The 24256-nt window shown below is 68.5% G+C and carries 21 protein-coding genes; 4 read left to right on the top strand and 17 right to left on the bottom strand.

Annotation, left to right across the window (positions count from 1 at the left end; all coding sequences use genetic code 11):
* Positions 1–10: 10 nt before the first annotated feature.
* Both sufU and LC041_RS04810 read right to left on the bottom strand, forming a co-directional pair.
* Entirely contained in the window at positions 11–445 is a 435-nt protein-coding gene (gene sufU, locus LC041_RS04815; protein ID WP_226531823.1) for a Fe-S cluster assembly sulfur transfer protein SufU, read from the bottom strand.
* Positions 442–1749, bottom strand: a complete 1308-nt coding sequence (locus tag LC041_RS04810) for an aminotransferase class V-fold PLP-dependent enzyme (RefSeq protein WP_226531822.1) — start codon at positions 1747–1749, stop codon at positions 442–444. Before LC041_RS04810 ends, sufU begins: the two co-directional genes overlap by 4 nt.
* An 83-nt stretch (positions 1750–1832) precedes the next feature.
* On the opposite strand from LC041_RS04810, the gene LC041_RS04805 reads away from it, so the two are divergent.
* The gene (locus LC041_RS04805) at positions 1833–2480 is read left to right on the top strand and encodes a LysE family translocator (RefSeq protein WP_226531821.1); all 648 of its coding nucleotides are present in this window, start codon (positions 1833–1835) and stop codon (positions 2478–2480) included.
* 25 nt (positions 2481–2505) lie between these two features.
* Here the strand turns inward: LC041_RS04805 and LC041_RS04800 are convergent, their stop codons facing one another.
* The 5 genes from LC041_RS04800 to LC041_RS04780 form a co-directional block, all read right to left on the bottom strand.
* Positions 2506–3306, bottom strand: a complete 801-nt coding sequence (locus LC041_RS04800) for a DUF1206 domain-containing protein (RefSeq protein ID WP_226531820.1) — start codon at positions 3304–3306, stop codon at positions 2506–2508.
* Positions 3307–3374: 68 nt separating this feature from the next.
* A complete protein-coding gene (locus LC041_RS04795) occupies positions 3375–4010 on the bottom strand; it encodes a GyrI-like domain-containing protein (protein ID WP_226531819.1) in 636 nt (211 codons plus the stop codon).
* A 118-nt stretch (positions 4011–4128) separates the two neighbouring features.
* Positions 4129–4263, bottom strand: coding sequence for a methionine/alanine import family NSS transporter small subunit (locus LC041_RS04790; protein ID WP_226531818.1), 135 nt, complete (start codon positions 4261–4263; stop codon positions 4129–4131).
* On the bottom strand, positions 4260–5882 hold the full coding sequence (locus LC041_RS04785) for a sodium-dependent transporter (protein ID WP_226531817.1): 1623 nt from the start codon (positions 5880–5882) through the stop codon (positions 4260–4262). The genes LC041_RS04790 and LC041_RS04785 overlap by 4 nt, the downstream gene beginning before the upstream one ends.
* A 110-nt stretch (positions 5883–5992) precedes the next feature.
* Entirely contained in the window at positions 5993–6775 is a 783-nt protein-coding gene (locus LC041_RS04780; RefSeq protein ID WP_226531816.1) for an alpha/beta hydrolase, read from the bottom strand.
* Positions 6776–6964: 189 nt separating this feature from the next.
* Here LC041_RS04780 and LC041_RS04775 point away from each other — a divergent pair, with 189 nt between their 5' ends.
* The gene (locus LC041_RS04775) at positions 6965–8062 is read left to right on the top strand and encodes a YihY/virulence factor BrkB family protein (RefSeq protein ID WP_226531815.1); all 1098 of its coding nucleotides are present in this window, start codon (positions 6965–6967) and stop codon (positions 8060–8062) included.
* A 21-nt stretch (positions 8063–8083) separates the two neighbouring features.
* Here the strand turns inward: LC041_RS04775 and LC041_RS04770 are convergent, their stop codons facing one another.
* From LC041_RS04770 to LC041_RS04725, 10 genes are all read right to left on the bottom strand, one after another.
* Positions 8084–9391 (bottom strand): DUF2254 domain-containing protein, encoded by a 1308-nt coding sequence (locus tag LC041_RS04770; RefSeq protein WP_226531814.1) that lies wholly within the window; start codon positions 9389–9391, stop codon positions 8084–8086.
* A 72-nt stretch (positions 9392–9463) separates the two neighbouring features.
* Positions 9464–10510, bottom strand: coding sequence for a LacI family DNA-binding transcriptional regulator (locus LC041_RS04765; protein WP_226531813.1), 1047 nt, complete (start codon positions 10508–10510; stop codon positions 9464–9466).
* Between the two features lie 20 nt (positions 10511–10530).
* On the bottom strand, positions 10531–11604 hold the full coding sequence (locus LC041_RS04760) for a C45 family autoproteolytic acyltransferase/hydolase (RefSeq protein ID WP_226531812.1): 1074 nt from the start codon (positions 11602–11604) through the stop codon (positions 10531–10533).
* 70 nt (positions 11605–11674) lie between these two features.
* Positions 11675–12727: a P1 family peptidase gene (locus LC041_RS04755; RefSeq protein ID WP_226531811.1), complete on the bottom strand. Its 1053-nt coding sequence runs from the start codon at positions 12725–12727 to the stop codon at positions 11675–11677.
* A gap of 40 nt (positions 12728–12767) precedes the next feature.
* Positions 12768–13814, bottom strand: coding sequence for a P1 family peptidase (locus tag LC041_RS04750; protein ID WP_226531810.1), 1047 nt, complete (start codon positions 13812–13814; stop codon positions 12768–12770).
* Positions 13811–14563: an ATP-binding cassette domain-containing protein gene (locus LC041_RS04745; protein WP_226531809.1), complete on the bottom strand. Its 753-nt coding sequence runs from the start codon at positions 14561–14563 to the stop codon at positions 13811–13813. The genes LC041_RS04750 and LC041_RS04745 overlap by 4 nt, the downstream gene beginning before the upstream one ends.
* On the bottom strand, positions 14560–15429 hold the full coding sequence (locus LC041_RS04740) for an ATP-binding cassette domain-containing protein (RefSeq protein WP_226531808.1): 870 nt from the start codon (positions 15427–15429) through the stop codon (positions 14560–14562). The genes LC041_RS04745 and LC041_RS04740 overlap by 4 nt, the downstream gene beginning before the upstream one ends.
* Positions 15426–16313 (bottom strand): ABC transporter permease, encoded by an 888-nt coding sequence (locus tag LC041_RS04735; RefSeq protein ID WP_226531807.1) that lies wholly within the window; start codon positions 16311–16313, stop codon positions 15426–15428. Before LC041_RS04735 ends, LC041_RS04740 begins: the two co-directional genes overlap by 4 nt.
* On the bottom strand, positions 16310–17266 hold the full coding sequence (locus LC041_RS04730) for an ABC transporter permease (RefSeq protein ID WP_226532582.1): 957 nt from the start codon (positions 17264–17266) through the stop codon (positions 16310–16312). Before LC041_RS04730 ends, LC041_RS04735 begins: the two co-directional genes overlap by 4 nt.
* 18 nt (positions 17267–17284) lie before the next feature.
* On the bottom strand, positions 17285–18910 hold the full coding sequence (locus LC041_RS04725) for an ABC transporter substrate-binding protein (protein ID WP_226531806.1): 1626 nt from the start codon (positions 18908–18910) through the stop codon (positions 17285–17287).
* A gap of 328 nt (positions 18911–19238) precedes the next feature.
* Here LC041_RS04725 and LC041_RS04720 point away from each other — a divergent pair, with 328 nt between their 5' ends.
* Positions 19239–21110 (top strand): MOSC domain-containing protein, encoded by a 1872-nt coding sequence (locus LC041_RS04720; RefSeq protein WP_226531805.1) that lies wholly within the window; start codon positions 19239–19241, stop codon positions 21108–21110.
* The gene (locus LC041_RS04715; RefSeq protein ID WP_226531804.1) at positions 21107–24052 is read left to right on the top strand and encodes an aminotransferase; all 2946 of its coding nucleotides are present in this window, start codon (positions 21107–21109) and stop codon (positions 24050–24052) included. Before LC041_RS04720 ends, LC041_RS04715 begins: the two co-directional genes overlap by 4 nt.
* Positions 24053–24256: the final 204 nt, after the last annotated feature.

Here is a 24256-nt window from a genome sequence, read left to right as displayed (position 1 = left end):
ATCCTGCACCTCAGCTTCGGGTGAGGGCATCCTCGGCAGCGACCCAGGCGAGCATGGCGCACTTGACGCGGGCCACGTACTTCGACACCCCGCCGAGAGCGGCCGCGTCTCCGAGCAACTCCTCGTCTGGCTCGATCTTCCCGCGCGACCTCATCGCCTCGCGGAACGCGGAGATCCTCACTTCGAGTTCCGGGACGGTCAGCCCCTCGGCGAGCTCCGCGAGCAGCGATGCCGAGGCCTGGGAGATGGCGCATCCGTGCCCCTCCCACGCGATCGCCTCGACGCCGCCGTCGGGACCACGGTGCACCTGCAGTGTGATCTCGTCACCGCAGGTGGGGTTCAGCTGGTGCGACTGCGCGGGGATCTCGTCACGCAGGCCGTATCCGTGCGGGGTGCGCGAGTGGTCCAGGATCAGCTCCTGGTACAGGTTCTGCAGGTCGCTCATGCGCTCCTCCGGAAGAAGTCGATCGCTCCGGCGACACCGTCGATCACGGCGTCCACCTCGGCATCGGTCGTGTACAGGTAGGTACTCGCCCGCGTGGAAGATGTCACTCCGAGGCGCCGATGCAGCGGCTGCGCGCAGTGGTGTCCGACACGTACGGCGATCCCGAGATCGTCGAGGAACTGCCCCACGTCGTGGGAGTGGATGCCTGCGACGTCGAAGCTCGCCAGACCGACACGGGGGAGCTCGATTTGGGCGCCGAGAACGCGGACGCCGTCGATCGCACCCAGCCCGTCGACGAGGCGCCGACCGAGCGCAGCCTCGTGAGCGGCGATGCGTGACATACCCACCCCGGTCAGGTAGTCCACGGCCGCGGCGAGCGCGATCGCCTGCGACACCCGTTGCGTACCAGCCTCGAATCGCTGCGGCGGCGGGAGGTACTCGGCCTCCGTCGTCGTCACCGTGGTGATCATGGATCCCCCGGTGAGGAACGGGGGCATGGCGGCCAGCACCTCGCGCCGACCATAGAGCGCACCGATCCCGGTGGGGCCGAGCATCTTGTGTCCGGACAGCACGGCGAAGTCGACGTCGAGCGCCCGCACATCGAGCGGGAGGTGCGGCGCCGACTGGCACGCGTCGAGGACGGTCAACGCACCGACCTCGCGGGCGGCGGCGACGAGGGTCTCGACCGGATTGATGACACCGAGCACATTGGAGACGTGCGTGAACGCCACGAGCTTCGTGCGTGGAGTGATCAGCTCGGCGGCGAGGTCGAGCCGCAGCGCGCCGTCGTCGTCCAGCGGGATGACCTTCAGTGTCGCCCCGGTGCGTGCGGCGAGTTCCTGCCAGGGGATGAGATTCGCGTGGTGCTCCATCTCGGTGGTGACGATCTCGTCACCGTCGCGGAGGCGGATTCGTTCCGCCGCCGCTCCCCCACGTCCGAGTGACGCGTTCGAGAGGGAGTACGCGATGAGATTGATGGCCTCGGTGGCGTTCGATGTCCAGACGATCTCATCCTCGTCCGCGCCCACGAACCGCGCGATCGTGCCGCGGGCGTCTTCGAACAGCTCCGTCGCCTCCGCGGCCAGAGTGTGCGCGCCGCGGTGCACGGCGGAGTTCAGGGTGGCCGAGAACGCGCGCTCGGCCTCGAGCACCGCGAGCGGGCGCTGCGAGGTCGCCCCGGAATCGAGGTACACCAGAGGATGCCCCTGAACCTGCGTCTGCAGTATCGGGAAGTCCTCGCGGAATCGCCGCACCTCGACGTCACTCAAGGGGGCGATCACGTCGACACCGGAAGAAACGCTCATCGTTCCAGTTTCCCACCTGTCCGATGACCCTGGGCGCGTCGGACCACTCGACCGCCGACACCCGCCCCCTCTAGGCTCGACCCATGATCGCCCCGGACACTCTGCTTGCCCTCATCGCGGCTGCTTTCGTGATGGTGGTGATCCCCGGCCCCACCGTGCTGTTCACGATCGGACGGGCGATGTCGCTGGGACGGCTGGGCGGATTCCTCAGCATCCTCGGAACAGCCGCCGGCTCGATCGTGCTCGTCCTGGCCGTCGCGCTCGGTGTCGGCACCGTGATCGCCCAGTCGGTCCTGCTCTTCACGATCGTCAAGGTCCTCGGCGCGGGGTACCTCGTCTACCTCGGTATCCAGGCGATCCGGCACCGGAAGGACGCGGCGAGAACGCTCGTCACGGAGCCGACGAGGCGCTCCGGGTGGCGGCTTCTCCTCGAGGGGTTCGTGGTCGGCGTCACCAACCCGAAGTCGATCGCGTTCTTCCTCGCGATCCTGCCGCAGTTCGTCGACCTGCACGCCGGGTCGGTGCCCACCCAGCTCTTCCTGCTGGGCGTGATCGTCGTGGTGATCGGCGTGACCTGCGACGCGATGTGGGTGCTTCTCGCCAGTGCGGCTCGCGGATGGTTCGGTCGCTCGCCGCGGCGCATCGAGGCGATGGGGGCGACCGGAGGAGGACTCATGATCGCTCTCGGTGCGTTCCTGCTCGCGTGGAGCGAGAAGCCCGCTTCCGCGTGACCGCTGCACAGAGCGGCGCCGAGGATCACATCCGGGCGAACCGGGAGCGGGCGATGCAGAACACCCCGTAGACGGCCAGTCCCACCCCGACTGCCCCCAGGAGGACAGGCCCGAACGGCAGCACCAGGAGGCTGTGCAGGGCCGCATCCAGCCCCGCGCCCTTCTCCGGGTCCTGCGTCACGGCCGCTGCCACGAAGAGCACCCCGGTCACCGCGACGGCGATGCCCTTGCCGACGTACCCGATGATGCCGAGCGTGACGATGCCGCCACGGGCGACCCCGGAGGGGAGATCGAGCAGCTTCTCGAACCCCCGGGTGAAACCGCCGACGATGAAGCCGACCCCGACTCCCGCGACGGACAGGCCGATGACCACGAGCAGCGCCACGCCACCGGGGGCCGCCAGCACGACGGCACTGAGAGTCTTCGACGCCTTCTCCGAATCGGCGTGTCCACCCACCGCATAGATGAGCGCCATGCCTCCGACGACCAGGTAGGCGAGGGAGATGCCGACGAGCTTGATCCGCTGACCCCACTTCTTCGCCTCGGCGGAGTCGGTGGCGAGGAATGCGCTCGCGACCTGCCAGGCCGCGAGCGCGAACAGCCCCGCGGCGATGAGCAGGAGCAGCAGCCCGCCGATCGGATTCTGACGGATCTGCTCCATCGCGCCGTCCTGATCGGCGTCACCGGATGCGCCCGCCGCGATGGAGATGGCGATCGATCCGATGACGACGTGGATCAGCCCGAGGACCACGAAGCCGGCGCGCGCGATCCTCCGGAAGACGGAGGAATCCTTGGCGACCCGCGCCGCGTGCTTGACCGTGCTCATCGATGAAGAGTATCCGTCTCGGCAGGCGGCCAGAAGAGGCTTGATTTTCCGGCGCGGCCCTGTTGCCGTCAGGCGAGCGGCGCGACCGGCTGCCGGAGGATCGTGCGCAACTTCGCCGGATCGCTCCGGCGCGGATCGCTCAGATAGATCTCATGGTGCTTGCCTCGCATCCGCAACCCGCTCTCGGGGATGAAACGGTGATGCATGTCGTCGAGCACAGGGCCCTCGTCGTCGAAAGGACCAAGGTGCAGGGTCTGCACGCAGGTGCCTTCGTCGAGCGTCTCGAGTCGCAGCGCTCCGAGCGCGGGCAGCGACTCCTTCTTCTTCGCCGTCTTGTGCGCCACGGCCTCCACGGCATCGGTGAACATCTCCGCGGTGACGTGATCGCCGACCATGATCATCATCGTCCACTGCCACGCCGACTTGTCGCGACGCGAGGTGAACGACTCCATGTCGGCCGCATGCCAGAGTCCCTCGAGCGGCATCACCACCGTGTCGATGCCGAGTTCCTTCCGGCTGGCGAACTTTAGCGTATACGCCACCGGGAACAGCGCGGAGACGGCCTCGGCATAGGCCGGAGCCGTGTTCGGATCGCCCGCCCCGTCGATCGCCAGATACCGCAGAGGGGGAACCTCGACGACACGGAACTCTCCCCGCTTCGCCCGGTACGCGTCGAGCGTCTTCTTCGGGTCGATCGCCGCCATCACGTGCCTCCCTGGATCGTGACCCCAGTGTCCCACCGGTGTCCGACACGCGAGGCGGGGCTTTCGTCCCACCCGCACCCGACTTCTCCGGTCGGATGCGGTCATGGTCATCTCCCGCTCAGAGTTCGACGGGCGGAGCGGGCTCGGTCTCGGCCGCTTCCGGGTGACGCGCGAGGTTCACGATCCCGGCGACGAGGCCGCCCCAGACCGTGACCATCGCGATGATCATCATGACGATCGCCGTGGTGGTCATGCGCCGGCTCCCTTCGTGGTGGTGTCGGTCAACGGGATCGCCGAGGTCTCCGCATCAGGTTCGTACTCTTCTTTCGAGAGGAACTCGTCGTACTCGGGATCGTCTTTCGCATGCGAGCGGCCGCTCCACGGCAGAGCCGACAGGATCAGCGCCAGCACGACCAGGGCGATCACCATCCCCCACCCGAAGATCGCGAGGAACCAGCCGGGATAGCCGCTGTAGGGTTCGGAGGTCTTGGCGATCAACTCGCTGATGAAGAGGTATCCGAGCACCACGGGGGCGAGCACGCCGACGAGCAGCTTCCAGATCGTCCCCACGCGGAAGCTCGAACGCCGGTTCAAGTGCTCCACCAGCACCGGCAGCTTGTGCAGCAGCCAGGCCACGACGATCACGGCCACCAGCGCGACCGCCATGATGCCGAAGGAATTGACGAAGGCATCGGCCGTGTCGAGCACCGACAGGGCCGTGGTCGTCGAGAAGAGCGCCATCGAGATGACCGCCAGCGGGATCGTGACCGTGAGCGTGGTGCGCACGCGAGCCCAGCCGAGCTTGTCCTGCAGCGCGGCGACGATCACTTCGAGGATCGAGATCAGCGAGGTGATACCGGCGAAGACCAGGGCGCCGAAGAAGAGGACTCCGATGATCGACCCGCCCGTGGCCTGCGACACGATCGTCGGGAAGGCGATGAAGGCGAGTCCGATGCCGGAGGAGGCGACGCCGGCGACCTCCGCGCCCTGCGCCTGCGCCATGAAGCCGAGAGCCGCGAAGACCCCGATCCCGGCAAGGATCTCGAAGCCCGAGTTCGCGAAGGCGACGACGAGCCCCGAGCCGGTGAGGTCGGTCTTGCGCTTCAGGTAGGAGGAGTAGGTCACCATGATGCCGAATGCGACGGACAGCGAGAAGAAGATATGACCGTAGGCGGACGCCCAGACGCCGGGATCGGCCAGAGCCTCCCAGTTCGGGGTGAAGAACGCGTTCAGACCATCCATCGCGCCCGGAAGGAACAGAGACTGCACCACGAGAGTCGCGAACATGAGGGTGAGCAGCGGCATCAGGATCATGTTCGCCCTGCCGATGCCGCGCTTGACGCCGAACGCCATGATCACGATGACGATGAGCCAGACCGCGACCAGAGGAAGACCCACTTGCGGTACGAAATCGGTCGAGACGCCCACCGCGGCGACATCGGCCGAGCGGAGGAAGTCGATGAAGAAGAAATCGTTCTCGTTGCCCGCACCCCAGGTGAGCTGTGCGGAGAACCACGTGTACATCGCGGCCCAGGCGACGATCACCGCGTAGTACACCGCGATCACGACGCAGATGAGGACCTGCCACCATCCGAGAGGCTCGGCAGCGCGGTGCAGGCGGCGGAACGCCAGCGGTGCCGAGCCGCGGAAACGGTGTCCGATCGCGTAGTCGAAGAACAGCAGCGGGATGCCGGCCGTCAGCAGTGCGCACAGGTACGGAATGAGGAACGCGCCGCCGCCGCCTTCATAGGCGACATAGGGGAATCGCCAGATGTTGCCGAGCCCGACCGCCGAACCGATCGCCGAGAGGATGAACACGTTGCGCGAGCTGAAGGCTTCGCGTTTATGGGTCTGCGTCGCTGCGGTGGCCATGCGGGCGAGACTACCGGAGGGGACGACCGGTTCACACTCCGCTCACAGAGTTGCGCGCCAATCGTCGCGCCTCCGAGGCGCCCTCCCCCGGTCCGAGCGCTAGACGGTGTTCAGCGAGTGTCTTCGCGTGGATGCTCGATGCCGCCGACAGAACCGAGGTGGCGGGCGAAGAAGCGGGCGGCGTCCTCTCCTGCGAACGAGGGGACGCCGGCGTGGCCGCCCATGTTGGCGTGGAGCGTCTTCTCCGTCGATCCGAAGGCGTCGAACAGGTCGAGGGCCATCCGACGGTCGTTGCCCTCGTCATCCCATTGCAGGAGAACGTGCAGAGGGATGGTGACCCGACGCGCTTCTTCGATCGTCACGCGCGGGACATAGCTGCCCGCGAAGAGGCCTGCCGCCACGATGCGCGAGTCGATCGCCGCGAGACGTACTCCGATCGCGATGACGCCGCCGGAGAATCCGACCCGCGCGCCGATCTCGGGAAGCGCGAGGACCTCGTCGATCGTGCGCTGCCACTCCGGCACCGCCTGGTCGACGAGCGGGAGTATCAACCGGTCAATGACCTCTTCCGCCGGCGCTTCTCCGGCGGAGATCGCACGAGCGAGGTCTGCCCGAGCCTGCTCCGAATCGGGCAACGGCCTCCTGTCGCCCGCTCCTGGCAGCTCGACGGACACGGCGGCGAAGCCTTGCGCTGCGGCGCTGCGAGCTCGTGCCGCCAGGCGGGGGTACATTCGCCGCATCCCGACTCCGCCGGGCTGCCCCATCAGGATCAGCGGAACCGGTGCGGATGGGGAAGCGGCCGGAGGGGTCCACAGAATGCCGGAGATGTCGTCGAGGGTGAACTCACGCTCGGTGATGCTCTCACCGAGGCTCTGTTCGGAGATGAAGTGCATGGTCGTGCCTTTCGGGAGTGCTGCGGATGAGCGGCGCTCCCGGACGACCTATCGCCCGACCGTGACTCCCCGGAGGAGCACCGACGTCAATTCGTTCACGGGTACCACCTCCTTGATTCCTGCACGGGTCGCCAACCCTACCAGGACCGGCAGGAGCCTCGACATCTCCCGGCGGCGTAGCGTGAAGGTATGTCGAACTCGGGATCCGCAGATCGAGCGAAGCCTTCGACTCCCCTGCAGATTCGACGGCAGACCTGGATGTACGTCGGGCGCCGCGCGTTGCAGGAATTCGTCCGTGACGGGTGCGTGGACGCGGCGGCCGCGCTCACCTTCTTCGCCGTCCTCGCGGTCTTTCCCGCGGGGCTGGCGGTGATGGCGCTGGTCGGGGTTCTCGCGGACACGGACGACGTCCTCGATCGGCTGCTCTCGCTCCTTGCCGAGGTTGCACCTCCGGCTGTGACCGAAACGCTTCGCGGCCCTCTGACCGATGCGGCAGGCACGTCCGCCGCGGGGATCACCCTGATCGTGGCCATCGTCACCGCCGTGTGGTCGGCATCGATCTACGTGAGCGGATTCGGTCGGATACTGAACCGGATCTACGGCGTCCCCGAGGGGCGACCGTACTGGAAGCGCAAGCCCTGGCAGCTCGGCGTGACCGTCGTCCTGCTCGCTCTCGCGCTGGTGGTCGTCGCGGTGGTCGTGCTCTCCGGGCCCGTCGCGCGCGCCGCCGGACATGCCCTGGGCATCGGCGAGACGGCCCTGGCTGCCTGGGATGTCGCGAAGTGGCCGGTTTTGGCCGCGGCCGTCGTCCTGATGATCACGCTGCTCTACAAGGGCACCTCCAATCTGAAGCAGCCCCCGCTTCGGTGGTTGGGGCTGGGCGCAGCGTTCGCCGTCGGTGTGCTCTCCCTCGCCTCCGCCGGTCTCTTCCTCTACGCGTCGAACTTCGCCGACTACAACCGGACGTTCGGCTCCCTCGCCGGGGTCGTGGTCTTTCTCCTGTGGCTGTTCGTCATCAACGCGGCTCTGCTGATCGGCGCCGAGTTCAATGCGGAACTCGAACGCGGCCGGCAGCTCCAAGCCGGGCAGGAGGCGGAATCGGAGTTGCAGCTCCCCCTGCGCGAGTCCACCGTGGTCGACCGCACCGAGCGTTCACGTGAGATCACGATCGAACGCGGCACCCGTCTCCGCCGCGGGGAGACGCTCTCACCACGCGAAGACACCCTGTTCCGAAGGGCCAGGGAATTCCTGGATCGCCTCTGGCATCGACGGGATCGACGCCCCTGACCCCATGCCGACGTCAGGTCGTCAGGCCAGGCGGCGAAGGGTGTCGTCCAGCCGCTCGAGCACGGGTGCGGCATCGGTGGGTGGCGGGTCCGTGGCGACGTAGGCCGAGCGGAAGACGGTGATCTCGTCGCGCAAACGCGCACGCTCTCCCCCGGTCATCGCGCCCTCCAGCCGCTCGAGGAGCCCGACCCCCGCACGCACGACGAGCGGATGCCCCATCCCGTAGGTGCGGAGGGCGAGAAGCGCGTCGGCGATCAGTTCGCTGGGAGACGGCCATCGGCAGACGACCCGGAGTTCGCCGTCGGCTCCGGGATGCCTTCCGTCTGCCGGCGGGCGGGTGCAGAGGGTCGCGAGAGCCGAGCTCAGGGCGTCGATCGCCGCCACGGCCGTGTAGGGGTCGTTGGTTCCCGACGCGAGCCCTCGGATGCCGATCTCCGTCAGGCCCTGGACGGCGAAGCCCAGGTCCTGATGGGGAGTGCGAGCCGCACCGACAGCGATCGCGGAGGTGATCGCCTTCGACGTCCCCTCTTCCGTGTTCTCGTCCCGATGCTGATTCCGAGAGACCAGGGACTGAGCGATCACCTGGCCCTCCAGCACGTAGGTTCCCGGGGGCGCGACGACGTGAACGACGACCTGATGCGCGCGGGCGACGGCGACGAGGGCGTCGACATCGACGTACTGCACGTAGCCCGAGGTGGTGGCGAGGACCTCTTCGTGGACGACCAGGTCATCCGGTTCCACCGCCACCGTGTCACGGTCGGGCGCGTCGGGGTAGAGCAGATCGATGACGTCGACGAGCTCTCTCAGCACCCGACCTTGGAGCGTGGTCACCTGGACCGATCTGGCGATGTGGTGGATGAAGTACACGAGCACCGCGACGTCGGCGATCGCCAGCAACACAGCGAACGTCACCGCCGTGACGGGAACGAACGCGGAGATCGAGTCCTGCTCGGTCCGCACCGCGCGCAGCACCACCAGCGTGTAGAGGAACGTCGAGGTGAGGACGGCGAGGACGAACTGGTTGCCGCGGTCCGCCATGAAGTTCCGCACCAGGCGCGGACCATACGCCGATGACGTCGTCGCGAGCACCGAGATCGTGATCGAGAAGGATGTCGCCGCCACCCCGAGCATCGTCCCGCCGATGACGGTGAGGATCGCGCGCCCGCCCGTCGCGGACAGATCCGCCAGGAGGGCGCCTGAGGTGTCGCCGTTCGCGAGCAGCAGCCGATCCAGCTCGGTCAGTCCTACCGCGAGGGCGATCGCTCCCACTCCGAACAGAGTCGGCAGGAACCAGAAGGACTCGCGAGCGCGAAGGAACCAGGTACGCATTCCCGAAGATTAGCCGTGCATCGCCTCACAGCACACGACCTGACGCGTGGCGGATGCCGACGAAGTCCGGTTCTACACGTTCGCGGGGGGATCGACGTCGGATCTCGCGATCCGCTGCGTCGAGGCGCGGGTATGGCGCAGCAGCGGCAGCTCGATGGAGGCCCCCGGCTCGACGCTTCCTTCGAGCAGATCGAGGAGCAACCTCACACACGCCGCTCCGGCATCGCCGCCGCGTGCATCGACCGAGGTGATCGGCGGCTGCAGTGCCTCGTTGGCCTGGCTGTCGACGCAGGATGCGAGCAGGAAGTCCCCGCCGATCGTCCGACCCGCTGCGGTGAGGGCCGGAGCGACCGTTGCCGCCACGCCGTCTCCCGCCGCGACCAGGGCGTCGGTCGCCGGATGATCACGCAGGAGATCAGTCGCTGTGCGCTGCAGGTCGTCCGGTGAGGCACCGAACGGCGACTCCACGATGACGGGGTCGATCCCCCGCTCGCTGCACCACCCGATGTAGGCCTCGCGGATGTTGAGCGACCACTCGGACACGGTCGTCGAGGCGACCAGGGCCGGAGCCTTCGCGCCCTGGGCCGCGAGGTGGTCGAGCAGCCGCCGCGCCTGGACGGCGTGATCCGACCAGACGACGCCGGAGGGCTGGCGTCCGCCGGGGAAACGCTCGGAGGACACCGTCATGAGGCCGGTCGCCATGAGCCGGTCGAGGTTCTCGTCGCTCTCGACCGGGTCGATCAGGACCAGACCGTCGACGTGCGGGACGTGAGCGGCTCGTTCCCGGTTCCCTGCCACGATGAGCGTCACGTCGTAGTCACGCTGGGCGGCCTCGTTCACGGCTCCATAGACGAACGACAGGTAGTGCTCGCTGCGCACCAGCACCTGCGGAATGTACAGCCCGATCGCCCCCGTCGTCGCGGTGCGCAGGGAGCGGGCCGATCTGTTGAGCGAGTAGCCGAGCTTCTCCGCGGCGGCCAGCACGACCTTGCGCGTCTCCTCCGAGACCCGTCCTCCACCACGCAGGGCGTCGGACACGGTCGTCTTCGACACTCCGGCCGCCTTCGCCACGTCCACTATCGTCGCCGATGCCACGCGCCCCTCCCGAGTCCTCGCCATTGTCTCAGAAACCTTCCGTCTCAGAAGCTCTGCCACCCCTCGCGCGTCACCCTGCAGGGTCCACCCTCGTGGAACTGCAGCTCTGCGCGCTCGACGTCGACCCCGATCGTGGTCAACGTCTCCCAGCGGTGCTCGAACGTCAATGCAGGATCAGGGTGGCAGCACACCGCGGCGCCATCGGCCTCGTGCACCAGCATCGCTTGCGCTCGCGCAACGGGATCCGCGGTGCGCAGACGCGCGCTGCGCTCGCGCAGATGGGTCAGCCGGGGGAAAGTACTCGACTTGTCCGGCACCATCTCGCCCTCGGCGAGCGTGGCGTCGAGGAAATGATTCGTGTGCACGAGCAGGCCGTCCTCGTCGGGGTGGACGACCGCGGCGCCACCCGGGCTCAGCTCGATCGACACCGCGCGTCCCCCCTCGGCATCGCCGGCGACGACGGTCAGGACGGTCGAGGCGCTCACGGGGGCGGATCGGGCGATCCGGATCGCATCGTCGAAGTCCCGGGCGTCGTCGAGCACCCTGCGCGCCACAGCGTGCACGGGCACGCCGATCTCGCCACCGTCATCGTCGTGATTGAGGATGTTGAAGTGCGAGCCGAGACCGGCGTCGTTCACGCCGACCTTCCCGAGGATGCCGAATTCGGTGAAGTAGCGCACCTCGCGGTCGGGACGCACCCGTGCCCGCACGACGAGTTGATCATCGTTGGACACATCATGCCAGTCCCAGGTCTGCATGGTCCACGGCGCGCGGCCCTGGTCGAGGGTCACGACCGTCGAGCACTCCCCCTCGCCGATCGCACCGACGATCGCGAGGATCTCGGTGCGGGCGTTGAGCATCCCGATCTCCCACGGCTGTACTCCGGCGCCTTCGGCGAGCCCCCGCGCCTCGGCGCCGAGAGCGGGCGACCAGCGCTCGATGTTCTCGAGCGCGGCGAGACCGAGACGAGGCAGGTCGCCGGCATCGACACCGACGACCGTGAACAGCTCGCGGTAGCTGCGCAGGTTCCAGACGATCCCCTCAGCGCTGAAGCGTCCGATCGCCGCGCCGCGTGCGAACGGGTCGACCTCATCGGTCTCGAAGCGGCGAATCGTCATGGGATGTTCCTCTCAAGTCGTGCGGGGCGCGCGTCGAACGACGCCGTGCAAGGGGGTGTGGTCGGCGCGGTCATGTGGCCGCACGCAGGACGGCGTCCCACGCGACCTCGGAGGCGACGGTCGCCAGTGCGATCGAGTTGACGGCCTGTTCCCCCAGTCGGGTGCTACCGGCCGGGGGCAGTGTCACCTCATCGGTGGTCAGCGCGAACAGGGTGTCGCCGTCGTGGTTCGTGTGGAACGGCTGGATCGCTCGATGCATCGAGGAATGCACCTGCCGGGCGAACAGTCGCAGTTCCTTGTCGTCGAGGGCCACATTGGTCACCACGGCTGTGACGGTCGTGTTCCCGGATGATGTGGTCGGAGCGATCCCCGCCGCGAGCGCCTGCTCGTAGTCGTCGAACGGGTGCCGGCGCTCTCCCGTGACGGCGTCGTAGTTGCCGCGGACGACGGCCCCGGAACGATCGAGGATCACGCCGACCGGATTGACGACGGTGACCACGAGGATGCGTATCTCCCCGATCCGGAGGAACGCTGCCCCCTGACCCGAGAACTCGGTGCGCGACGGATCGATCTTCCCCGCCGAGGCGGACACACCCGCGCCGACGCGACCTACCGCGACGGAGTCGGTGCGGGCGGCGCGCAGCGCGGCGCGGCCGAGCGCAGCATCAGGGGTGATGCCGGTCGGGCGCGCGGCGAGGTCGTAGATGACAGCTCCGGATGTGGAGCGCAGCGCCTGCCAGCCCACGCGGCCCTCCGCACGGGCGAGGAGCTCCTCATCGACGCCGGTCGCGGCGGCGAGCCCGTAGGCCGAACCTCCGGCGAAGCAGATCGCGTCGTTCACCCCCTCGTAGCGTCCGATGATGCCGATGGCACCCCCGCGCGCATCCACAGAAGTACGCATGCCGCGGTCGAAGGCCAGAACGGTGGCACCGGTCGGCCCTTCGGCATACTCCGCCGTGCCGATCGAGACACCGGGGAAGTCGAACGAGACCTGCCCTCGCCCGACGCCGTGAGTGGGCACGAGTTCGAGGTCGTCGTTCCCGATGCGGTCGCCCGTGACGGGAGGCGGGACGAGCCGATGGGCGGCGTCGGGATCGGCCAGGGCCGGGTCGATGAAAGTCATGCTGTCTCCTCGATGGGGGTCGGGCGGTGGGACTCGTGGGTCACCGCGCGGCGCACAGGACCGCGTCCCAGGCCAGTTCGGAGGCGAAGACTCCGAGGGCGAGCGCATCGACGGGGCTCGCGTCCGCCGGTGCACCGGGGGCGAGGTCGACCTCGTCTGTCGTCAGGGCGAAGAGCGTGTCGCCGTCGAGCGCCGTGTGGAACGGCTGGATCGCGCGGTTCATCGACGAGTGCACCTGACGGCTGAAGTGGATGAGTTCGTGCTCGGTGAGCCGCACGTTCGTGACGACCGTCGTGATGGTGGTGTTGCCACGCTGGGCGGCCGGCCGGCCAGCCCCGAAGGATTGGGCCTTCTCGATGGCGTCGAGGTAGTCGGGCTCCAGGCGTCGGCGCGTGCCGTCTTCCGCGCGATAGTTGCCGCGGACGACCTCGCTCGCCCGGTCGACGATGACACCGACGGGGTTCGGCACCGTCACCACGAGCACGCGCACGTCGCCGATCCGTCCGAACGCCGCGCCCTGACCGGTGATCTCCGCACGGGCGTAGTCGATCTTGCCCGCCGAAGCGGAGGAGCCGGCGCCGATGCGTCCCACCGGCACCCGGCCCACCGCGGCGTCGCGAACGGCCGCGCGTCCGAGCCGCGCGTCCGGGATGATCGCCGTCGCTCGCGCCGAGAAGTCGTAGATGATCGCGCTCGAGACGAGCGCGAGATCCTCCACGCCGCCGCGGTTGCCTCGGCGCGCACGCAACTCGTCAGCGACGCCCGAGGCGGCCGAGAGCCCGTACACCGAGCCGCCCGCGAGGCAGATCGCGTGCGCGAAGTACTCGTAGCCGCTGCTCATGCCGATGGCGCCGCCGCGGGCGTCGACCGCCATCCGTGCACCGCCGGGGACATGCACGACCGTGCAGCCCGTCGGTCCTTCGGGGTATGTGGCGACGCCGACCTCGACACCGGGGAAGTCGTACTCGACGACGTCTCCTGTCGTGCCAGCGACCGGAGAGAGCTCGACGTCGCCGTTGAGCGTGCGGGGGCCCCAGTCGGGAACGCCGGCCAGCCGAGGGGTGGGCGTGGCGGATGAGGGGGTCATAGTGCCTCCAGGAGTTGGCGGGAGTATTCGTGGGCCGGTTCGGAGTAGAAGCGTTCGGTGTCGGCGAGCTCGACGATCTCGCCGAGTCGCATCACTGCGATACGGTGCGCGACGTAGCGCACTGCGGCCAGATCGTGGGAGATGAACAGGGCGGCGAAGCCGTGCTCATCCTGAAGGTCGCGCAGCAGGTTCAGGATCTGCGTCTGCACCGAGACGTCGAGCGCACTGACCGCTTCGTCGAACACGATGAAGGGCGGGTGCGTGATGAGGGCACGGGCGATCGCGACACGCTGACGCTGACCGCCGGACAGCTCATGGGGGTAACGGTCGGCCAACGACACGTCGAGCCGTACGTCGCGCAGCATCCCCTCCACCGCGTCGCGGTGGGTCGGCAGGGTGCCGCCCTGGAGCGCCGCGAGCGGCTCCGCGATGGATGCGGCCACAGGGAGACGCGGATCGAGGGACCAGAGCGGATTCTGCGGCACCAGCTGCCGTCGTCCGCGAGCCGACTTCGGAGTGCCCAGCGGCGCGCCCTCGAAGAGCACCCGCCCACTGGTGGGCTTCTGCAGGGCGAGTGCCACGCGTCCGGTGGTGGACTTGCCGGAGCCGGACTCGCCGACAAGCCCGAGAGTCTCGCCTCGGTGGATGTCGAACGAGACCTGACGCATCGCCTCGACCCGGCGCCGGGAGGAGCCCCATCCGCTCGCGAACGTGCACGAAACGGCATCCAACGACATGACCGCGCTCATGATCTCGCTCCCTTTCGTGCCTGTGCGATGACACCGGTCTCGATACGCTCCCCCGGCCTCGCGCTTGCCGGATCGGCCTTCGCGAGGGCGATCGTGTAGGGGTGGGTCGGGCTCTCCAACACGGTCGACACCGGCCCCTCCTCGACCACTGCTCCGGCGAACATCACGGCGACGCGTTCGCACCAGCGTCCGACCGAGCGCAGATCGTGGCTGAGCCAGACGACGGTCGTGTCCTGCTCGTCGGCGATCTCGAACAACAGACTGGTGACCTCGTGGCGCACGCTGGAGTCGAGTGCCGCAGTCGGCTCGTCCGCGACGAGGACACGCGGACCTCGGGCGAGGGTCATCGCGATGACGACGCGTTGGGCCATCCCTCCGGAGATCTGGTGCGGGAACAGCCGCAAAACACCGCGCGGGTCGCGGATGCGGACCCGCTCGAGCATCTCGGCGGCGTCCGCATCCGTCCGCACGATGCCGGGGAGGGCGAGGCGTAGCTGCCGTCCGATGCGCATCGTCGGGTCCAGTGACGACACCGGGTCCTGTGGGATCATCCCGACCACGTCACGCCGCAGTGCCCTGAGCTGTCGAACGTCCATCGAGAGCACGTCCGCACCGTTCACCTCGACACGACCCGAGGTGACGGAGCCATTCGCCGGAAGCAGGCGGGCGAGGAGCGCGGCGACCGTCGACTTGCCCGAGCCTGACTCGCCGACCAGCCCGAGGCGCCGACCGGGCGCGGCCGAGAGCGTCGCGTGGTCGAGGGCTCGCACGAGCCCGCCGTCGCGGCGGACGTACTCGACCACGGCATCGTCGATCTCGATGGCGGGCGCCACGGGAGCGAACGGCGGTTGCAGGGAGGAGGTCATTCGAGGTTCCTCGTCTCGCGGGGTTCGAAGAGGTCACGCAGGCTGTCGCCGAGGACGTTGATCGCGAGGATCGCGATGACCAGGACGATGCCCGGCGCCAGCAGGAGGATGGGCGATGTGACCATGTAGATCGCCCCCTCACGGATGAGGAGTCCGAGCGAGGACGCCGGCAGCTGCACGCCGTACCCGAGGAAGCTGAGCCCACCCTCGACCAGGATCGCGACGGACAGCGCGTACGTTCCCTGCACGGCGATCGTGCCGGAGACGTTGCGCAGCACATGCCGGACGAGGATCCGCGGGGTGCTGACTCCGGCGATGATCGCCGCGGTGATGAAGTCGCGCCCCGAGACGGAGCGCGCCTCCTGTCCGACCATTCGAGTCATGAGCGGCACCGTGACCAGCACGATCGCGGCGACGGCCGTCGTCACACCGGGCCCCACCGCGGTCGCGACGAGGATCGCCAGGACGATGGCGGGGAACGCATAGAGGATGTCACCGATACGCAGGATGATGCCGCCGGCAAGACCGCCGTGGTACCCCGCGATCATGCCCGCCGTGGCTGAGACGACGGCCGTGATCGCGACCGCGAGCATGGAGAGTGCGAGCGTGGTGGCGATGCCCTCGAACAAGCGCGGCAAGAGCGAACGCCCGAGCGAATCGGTTCCCAGCGGCCACCCCGGAGCGGGCGGAGCCAGTCGGGGACCGACGATCGTCGAGGAGTCGCCGCCGACCTGCAGGAACGTGCCGGCGACACCGATCAGGAGGATCCCGATGAGGACGCCGAGTGCCACGCGCCCGAGCACGTCGATTCCGCGGAACGTCGAGGAGAGACGCCGGGCGCGCACCCCGATCAGGCCCGTAGCGGGCGGAGTGGGGGTGTTCACGCGAGACCTCTCTTCCGGCCGGGCGTGACTCGGGGATCCACGAGGGCGGTGACCACGTCGATCAGAAGGCTGCACAGCACGAAGACGACGGTCGCCAGCAGCACGCCCGTCTGCACGACGGCTATGTCACGGCGCCCCAGCCCCTGAACGAGGTAGGACCCGAGCCCCGGCACCGAGAACACGCTCTCGACCAGGACTGCGCCGCCGAGGAGGTAGGCGAAGATCGTCGCCGTGAAGGTGAACACCGGAATGAGGGCGTTGCGCAGCACGTGGTGCCGCACGATGAAACCGGGGCGCTCACCCCGCGCGACAGCGGCGAGGATGTGCGGTTCCACCAGCACGCCCATCACCGCGTCTCGCGTGGTCCTGGCTGTGGCGGCCACACAGAAGACCGACAGCACGAAGGCCGGGAGCAGCAGCGAGACCGTCGCGCCGCCGACGTCATCGCGGGGCGACACGAACCCGGTCACGCTCAGGCCGAGGTCGAAGCGTGAGAAAAGGTAAACGACGAGCGATCCCAAGACGATCTCGGGGATGCTGATGCCGATGCTGCCGAGCAGGCGCCCCGTGACCGCCGAACGCCCGCGGGCCGGTCGAGTGCCGGCGTAGATGCCGAGCGGGATGCCGACGGCCAGCGTGATGAACATCGCCATGACCGCCAGCAGCACCGTGGTGGGGGCTCGCAGCGCGAACTCGTCCAGGACCGGTGCCTGGCTGGCCACCGAGATCCCGAAGTCGCCGTGCAGCGCCGAGGTCATCCACGCCCAGTACTGCTCGGGGAGACTCCGATCGAGTCGGAAGGCCTCCCGGACGGCGTCCTTGGCTGCGTCGGAGGCGAGCGGGCCGAGCAGCAGCTGGGCGAAGTCACCGGGAAGGCTGCGTACCGCGACGAAGATCAGGATCGACGCGCCCACGACGACCGCGAGGGCCGTCATCAGCCTCCCCGGCAACATCCGCAGGATACGCATGTGCTACTGCGCCTCGCTGAGACGGAAGTCCGAGACGAAACGCAGCACGTTGCCGTAGCCCTCGTTGGTCGCGATCGTCGGGCTCAGAGCGTCGGAGCGGAACGCGACCTGGCCTGGTCGGTTCACGAGGGCCACCATCTGCGCGTTCTCGTCGACCGCCGCACACAGGTCGGTGAAGACCGCAGCACGCTCATCACCCAAGGGAGTCTCGGCCGCTTGAGTGATGAGGGCGTTGATCTCGGGCGTCGGAGCCATGAACCTCCCTGTGAAGCCCGCCGTCTCGGTGTTCCACCAGTTCGTCACGAGCGAGGCATCGCCGTAGCCGGCGAACCAGCTGATGCTGAGGTCGGCATCGGCCGGTACCGCAGGATCGCCGTACAACGCCTCGGACCAGATACCGTCGTCGAGGATCTGCACGTCGAGGTCGATGTCGAACTCGGCGAGCTGCTGCTGGATCACCTGGGCGATCGCTCCCGGGCCTGCCTCGCTGTTCCAGGTCTTGAGGGTGAGGCTCAGGTCGTCCGCCCCTGCATCACGGAGCAGCGCACGGATCTCGTCGTCGCTGATCGTCGCCGAGGGAAGGTCGGCGGGATCGCACGCGTCGGGAAGCGCGAACGGAGTCAGCGCCGTCGGCGTGGCATTGCCCGCGAGTGCGATGTCGGAGATCTGCTGCCGGTCGACGATCGCGTTGACGGCGAACCGCACGCGCTCATCCGCAAGGGGCGAGTCAGGGTCAGCACCGTTGAGCACGAGGTAGAAGAAGTCGGTGTTCTGCTGGTTGACGACGTTCGCCGTCGCGGTCTGGGCGAGGAGCGACGCAGCATCCGGGTTGTTGAAGACCACGTAGTCGGCACTGCCGTCGCGGATGGCGGCGAGACGCGCAGCCTCGTCGGGGATGACCTGCAGGGCGATCGTGTCGGGAGAGTACTCGGGGCCATTGTAGTGCGTGTTCCGCTCGAAGGTCCACGACTGATCCTGCACATGGGCGGTCGGAACATAGGGCCCACTGCCCACGATGTCGGTCTTGACGTCGATCTCGCCCGACTCGATCTCGGCGATCGGCAGGATCGCGGTCGCGACATGCGCGAGCAGACCGAACAGCGGGGAGTACGGCTTCGAGAGGCGCAGAGTCACCTCCCGGTCGCCGGTCACCTCTGCGGAGGAGATCACCGCAGCCTGCGCCGACCAAGCGCCGCCGGCAGCCTTGAGCCGCTCGAAGCTGCCCACGACATCCTCGGGGGTGACAGCGCGACCGTTCGAGAATGCGGCTCCTTCGCGCACAGTGAAGACATACTCGGTCGGGCTCTTCTCCTCCCACGACTCGGCGAGCCCGGGGGTAGGGGCGAACGTCTCATCGAGGCCGACCAGGGTCTCGTACGAGAGTCCGAGGATCATCCAGGAACGAGCGGTATCGGCCAGCTGAGGGTCGAGACCCGCGGCTTCGACGCTGTCGTAGTCGACGGCGACCGTCAACGCGCCGCCGGTCGGGAGCGCGGTGTCGGCGGAGGCGAGGAAGCCGGACTTCGTTTCCGAGGACGTGCCGCTGTCGGGAGCGGCTGAGGCGGAACAGCCCGCCAGGACCAGTGCGGTCGTGAGGGCGAGACCGATTGCGGGGAGCTTCGTGCGCATTGTCGGAGTCCTTCGAGGGTCGGTGGTGCAGGAGTGGTGCGGGAGGGTGCCACAGTCGTGCGCGGATCGAGTCGGCGACTCTGCCGGATCGTTCCGGCGCACTTGCAAGCTATCCGCCCTCGCCAGCCTCGTCAAGAGTCGATTTCGGAAGTTCTCTCGATCGAAACACTCCCGTGATGTCAGGGAACGGATCGTTCCGGCATCCTTGACGCGGTGCGTTGGTGGTCGCTACAGTTCGAGCACGCCGGAACGATCCGGCATGCTCGAACACCATCCCGTGACCTGTGCACTTTGAGAGCGAGCGCCGCAGCCGACGAAGGGGGCAACCGTGGACGCGAACCGCATCGTCGTGGACAGCATCGTCCGCTACCCGGTGAAAGGCCTCGCCGGGGTGACAACCGCGAAATCGGTGCACCTAGAGCCCGGCGGGGGTCTTCGCTGGGACCGCTCGTTCGCGATCGCCCGCGACGCTTCCACTCCCAGCGACGCCGGGTGGCGGCCGCGCGAGGAGTTCTTCCATCTCGCCCGGCATGAGCACATCGCGCGATTCACCGTCGACCTCGCCGACGCAGAGACCGCCTCTCCCACGCTGACGGTCACAGCCCCGAACGGGGAGTCGGCGAAAGGACGGATCGGCGACTTCTGCTCCGGCGAAGGCTCTGTCGATGAGAGGATCGACGCGCTCCTTCGCCGCACGCTGGCGGACGATACGTCCGCACCCCGATTGGTGGCCACCACCGCGGCGGGCCTGTGGGACTGGCCGCGGGCGCACCTGTCGATCATCAACCGCGCAACGCTCGAGGCTCTTGGACGCGAAGCAGAGGTTCCCGTGGATCCGCGTCGCGTGCGGGGGAACCTCTACCTCACGGGCCTCGAGCCCTTTGCGGAGTTCGCGCTCGTCGGTCGCCGCATCCGCGTGGGCGATGTCGAGCTCGAGGTGTTCCAGCCGACCGACCGCTGCCGCGCCACGACGATCCGACCGGGCGACGGCGTCTCCGACCTCAATGTCCCCGCGCTGCTCGGATCCCGGTTCGGGCACATGTTCTGCGGGGTGTACGCCCGCGTCGTGACGGCGGGCTCGCTGTGCGCCGGCGACGCCGTCGAGGATGCCGGCCCCCTCGTCGGATCTCCGCTCGCGGGGGAGCCTGGCTGGCCGCGTACGGCACGTCTGGTCGATCGACGGGACGAGTCCCGCGACGTGGTGAGCTTCTGGTTCGCCGACCCGCTGCACGTTCTCGATGCAGCAGCACCGGGGACACACGTACGACTGCACCTGCCGGGCGGCCCGACCCCGAACTGGCGCTCGTACACGATCTCGGCGGTGGCGCAGGGACGGTTCCGCATCAGCGTCAAGCGGGACGGACGGGTCTCGACTCTGCTCCACGACGCCTATCCGGTGGGGTCAGAGATCCTCGTCACCGGCCCGCACGGCGATCAGACGGAAGATGACGGCGGCCGCGATCTGCTCCTCGTCAGCGCCGGCATCGGCATCACGCCCACCACTGCGCTGCTGCGATCCCGGGCGATGCAGGGCAAGGGCGGCCGGGTGCGCGTCGTGCACACCGAGCGCTCCATACACTCGCTACCGCTGTGGAGAGAGGTCTGCGACACCGTCGCGGCCCTCGGCGACGGCACCGCGACGCTCCACCTCACCCGGGACGCCCCTCCCGCCACGCCCGTGGGATTCACGGCCGTCGCCGGACGACCGGACCGCGCCGCGCTGGCGACGGCCCTCGCCGATCTCGACCTCGGCTCCGCTGAAGCCTTCGTCTGCGGTCCCCGCACCTTCGCCTCGAGTGTGCGGGCGATGCTGGTCGAACTCGGCTTCGCGTCAGACGGCATCCGCATCGACGCGTTCTACTCGCCCGTCTCCCCTGACTGGGGCCCTCCGCGAATCCCCCGGGCGGAGGGCCCCGTTCCCGTCGAATCGGCGAGCGGCCCGTTCATGTGGGAGCCCGGCGACGGGACTCTCCTGAACGCGGCCGAGCGAGCCGGTCTCGACTGGCCGAGCGAATGCCGGGTCGGCGTGTGCGGCACGTGCGTGCGCACTGTCGCATGCGGCGAATTCGAGTACATCAACGACCCGCTCTTCGAGCCGGGTGCCGGCCGACTGCTCCCCTGCAGCGCCGCCCCGCTGACCCCGCTGCACCTCGACGGTGCACGCATCGAATCCCCCCTCGACCCCACAGGAGCACCATGACCACCGATCCGTCGGCCGCACCGCGCCTCATCCCCGAGGCCCCGCCTCAGCTGACCGAGGCGGATGCCGCCCTGATCGCCCGTGAGCACTTCGGTGTCGAGGGAACCGCGCGCAGCCTCGGCAGCCACGAGGACCGTAATTTCCTCCTTGAAACGGGCACTGAGCGTGTATTGCTGAAGATCGCGAATCCCGCGACATCCCTTGCGGAGGTCTCGGCGCAGTCGGCGGCGTCGGCGCATCTCGCACTCCGAGACCCCGCCGTTCGCGCCCCTCGAACGCGAAAGACGATCGATGGCGCGACCGTTGCCCTCGTCACGCACGGTCACGCTGTCCTGCACGTCCGGCTGCTCGACTTCCTCGAGGGAGGCACGCTGTCCGGCAGCGATCACCTCGGTACCGCCATCGTCGACGCGCTCGGTGACCTGGCAGCCCGAGTCGACCTCGCCCTCGCCGACTTCGATGCACCGGGAACGCAGCGGCCGCATCAATGGGATCTGCGCCAATCCCGCTCGGTCCTTCCCGAGCTGTTCGGGCGCCTCGGCGATGATGCTCTCCGTTCGCGGCTCGAGGCGATCGCCGCCCGCGCGTGGGCCGCGATCGCCCCTCTGGAGGCAGCACTGCCGGTACAAGCCGTGCACGGCGACCTCACCGACGACAACGTCGTATGGGCGGACCCGGTTCTGCGCACACCGGACGGCGTGATCGATCTGGGCGACCTCAACCGCACGTGGCCAGTCGCCGGACTGGCGATCACGATCTCCTCCCTTCTGCACCACGACGGCATGGATCTGCCCTCCGCGCTTCGCGCACTGCACGCGTACCACCGTCGGCGACCCCTCACCCGCGAAGAGGCGGCAGCGCTGTGGCCGCTCGTGACCCTGCGCGCAGTGCACCTCGTGGCAAGTGGGCACCACGTCGTCTCCCGCGAGCCCGACAACGCCTACGCCGCGGAGAACCTTCGCCACGAGGAAGCAATCCTCGCCGCGGCGATCTCGGTGCCGCTGCCCGTCGCCACGCGACACGTGCTCCGCACTCTCGGATTCCGATCGCCCGCTGCTGCAGCGCCGTCCTCGGTCCCGCTGTTGCCAGCAGTGGATGCGGGTACCGTCGCGGTGCTCGACCTCTCACCGGCGAGCCCAGACCTCGACGAAGGAGCCTGGCTCGACCCCGCCACGGAAGCCTGGATCGCCCGCACGGCACTTCTCTCCGGTGCGAGTGCGGCCGTCACCCGGTTCGGTGAAGCCCGACTGACCCGTGGCTCGAGGTACGCACAGGAGGCCCCGGCCACCGTCGCAACGGGCATCGACGTCGTCCTCGATCGGCCGACCGAACTGGTCGCGCCCTGGAACGGCCGGCTCTCCTGTGGCGATGGCGGACTGGTGCTCCGCGGTGACGGCGACGCGGGGGGAACTCGTCTGGAGCTGACGGGAGCGTCCCCCGAAGGGGGCCCGCTCGCCAACGCCACGGGACGAGACCCACGCCCGGTCGCCCAGGGTGAGGTGATCGGGAAGACCGCGCCCGGGGTCACCGTCCGCCTCGTGCGCGACGTCGATGCGGACCAGCCCGTCCCAGCGTTCGTCCCACCGGCCCTCGCCGACGCCTGGCTCGCCGTCATCGCCGATCCGTCCGCACTGGTCCCCGGTCATCCCGACGCCGTCGAGCGCGACGATCCTGCTGCGCTCCTGGCAAGACGCGTGCGCGTGTTCGCCGAGGTGCAGGAGCACTACTACGATGCGCCACCAATCATCGCGCGCGGGTGGAAGCAGTACCTCGTCGACACCGACGCCCGCGCTTACCTCGACATGGTCAACAACGTCACCGCCCTCGGCCACGCACATCCGCGGATCGCCGCCGACGCCGACCGCCAGCTGCGAACCCTGAACACGAACTCGCGGTTCCACTACCCCGCCGTCGTGGAATACGCGGAGCGACTGACCGCGCTGACACCCGAGAGCCTCGACACGGTGTTCCTCGTGAACAGCGGTTCGGAGGCGGTCGACCTCTCGCTGCGCCTCGCGAGGGCCGCGACGGGCCGGCGTGACGTGCTCGCCGTCCGAGAGTCGTACCACGGCTGGACCGACCTCGCCGATGCGGTGTCGACATCGATCGCAGACAACCCGGCTGCACTCACGACCCGCCCGGAATGGGTGCGCACGGTCGATGCCCCCAACTCCTACCGCGGAACACATCGCGATACCGACGCGTCACGATACGCCGAGGAGGCTGTCGCCGAGATCGAACGGCTCGCGGCAGAGGGCCACGCGCCGGGGGCGTTCATCGCAGAGACCTTCTTCGGCAATGCAGGCGGAGTCCCGCTGCCTGACGGCTACCTCGCCGCCGTCTACGACGCGATCCGCTCCCACGGAGGCCTCACGGTGGCCGACGAGGTGCAGGTCGGGTTCGGTCGTCTGGGCGAGTGGTTCTGGGGGTTCGAACAGCAGGGCGTCGTGCCGGACGTCGTCGCGGTCGCGAAGGCCGTCGGCAACGGGCATCCGCTCGGGGCCGTCGTCACGACACGGGAGATCGCCGCGGCATATCGACGCGAAGGCTACTTCTTCGCCTCGACAGGCGGGAGTCCGGTGTCGAGCGTGATCGGGTCGACCGTGCTGGACGTGATCCGCGACGAGGGACTTCAGGAGAACGCTCGCACCGTCGGTTCGTATCTGCGCGATCAGGTGCTCGGCCTGGAGAGTCCTCTGGTCGGAGCCGTGCACGGCTCGGGTCTCTATCTCGGCATCGAGCTCGTCCGCGATCGCGAGACGCGCGAACCGGCGACACAGGAGACCGCGCTCGTCTGCGAGCGGATGCGCGGGCTGGGTGTGATCGTCCAGCCGACGGGCGACCATCAGAACGTGCTGAAGATAAAGCCTCCGCTGTGTCTCGGGAGCGAGGATGTGGATGCCTTCGTCCGCGCGCTCGCCATCGCATTGCCCCGGCGCTAGTCCCACCCGCGCACAAACGACTGAACCCCCGAAACCGGGGGTTCAGTCGTTCACGATGTCCTGAGACATCACACCGCGGAGACGAGGGTGTCTGGTTTCAGGACATCGTGAACGACTGTCTCGGGACATCGTGAACGGTGGGTCTGGTGGCGCGGTGATGTCTCAGGACATCGTGAACGGTGGCCAAGTACGAGATCCTGATCA

The sequence above is a fragment of the Microbacterium paraoxydans genome (assembly GCF_020524545.1).
Taxonomy (GTDB): domain Bacteria; phylum Actinomycetota; class Actinomycetes; order Actinomycetales; family Microbacteriaceae; genus Microbacterium; species Microbacterium paraoxydans_C.
The sequence above is the reverse complement of the archived record's forward strand: the minus strand, read 5'-3'. Positions and strand labels throughout refer to the sequence as shown.

Coding starts and splice junctions, on each gene's coding strand:
- sufU (WP_226531823.1), bottom strand. CDS start 445: ATGAGCGACCTGCAGAACCTGTACCAGGAGCTGATCCTGGACCACTCG.
- LC041_RS04810 (WP_226531822.1), bottom strand. CDS start 1,749: ATGAGCGTTTCTTCCGGTGTCGACGTGATCGCCCCCTTGAGTGACGTC.
- LC041_RS04805 (WP_226531821.1), top strand. CDS start 1,833: ATGATCGCCCCGGACACTCTGCTTGCCCTCATCGCGGCTGCTTTCGTG.
- LC041_RS04800 (WP_226531820.1), bottom strand. CDS start 3,306: ATGAGCACGGTCAAGCACGCGGCGCGGGTCGCCAAGGATTCCTCCGTC.
- LC041_RS04795 (WP_226531819.1), bottom strand. CDS start 4,010: ATGGCGGCGATCGACCCGAAGAAGACGCTCGACGCGTACCGGGCGAAG.
- LC041_RS04790 (WP_226531818.1), bottom strand. CDS start 4,263: ATGACCACCACGGCGATCGTCATGATGATCATCGCGATGGTCACGGTC.
- LC041_RS04785 (WP_226531817.1), bottom strand. CDS start 5,882: ATGGCCACCGCAGCGACGCAGACCCATAAACGCGAAGCCTTCAGCTCG.
- LC041_RS04780 (WP_226531816.1), bottom strand. CDS start 6,775: ATGCACTTCATCTCCGAACAGAGCCTCGGTGAGAGCATCACCGAGCGT.
- LC041_RS04775 (WP_226531815.1), top strand. CDS start 6,965: ATGTCGAACTCGGGATCCGCAGATCGAGCGAAGCCTTCGACTCCCCTG.
- LC041_RS04770 (WP_226531814.1), bottom strand. CDS start 9,391: ATGCGTACCTGGTTCCTTCGCGCTCGCGAGTCCTTCTGGTTCCTGCCG.
- LC041_RS04765 (WP_226531813.1), bottom strand. CDS start 10,510: ATGGCGAGGACTCGGGAGGGGCGCGTGGCATCGGCGACGATAGTGGAC.
- LC041_RS04760 (WP_226531812.1), bottom strand. CDS start 11,604: ATGACGATTCGCCGCTTCGAGACCGATGAGGTCGACCCGTTCGCACGC.
- LC041_RS04755 (WP_226531811.1), bottom strand. CDS start 12,727: ATGACTTTCATCGACCCGGCCCTGGCCGATCCCGACGCCGCCCATCGG.
- LC041_RS04750 (WP_226531810.1), bottom strand. CDS start 13,814: ATGACCCCCTCATCCGCCACGCCCACCCCTCGGCTGGCCGGCGTTCCC.
- LC041_RS04745 (WP_226531809.1), bottom strand. CDS start 14,563: ATGAGCGCGGTCATGTCGTTGGATGCCGTTTCGTGCACGTTCGCGAGC.
- LC041_RS04740 (WP_226531808.1), bottom strand. CDS start 15,429: ATGACCTCCTCCCTGCAACCGCCGTTCGCTCCCGTGGCGCCCGCCATC.
- LC041_RS04730 (WP_226532582.1), bottom strand. CDS start 17,266: ATGTTGCCGGGGAGGCTGATGACGGCCCTCGCGGTCGTCGTGGGCGCG.
- LC041_RS04725 (WP_226531806.1), bottom strand. CDS start 18,910: ATGCGCACGAAGCTCCCCGCAATCGGTCTCGCCCTCACGACCGCACTG.
- LC041_RS04715 (WP_226531804.1), top strand. CDS start 21,107: ATGACCACCGATCCGTCGGCCGCACCGCGCCTCATCCCCGAGGCCCCG.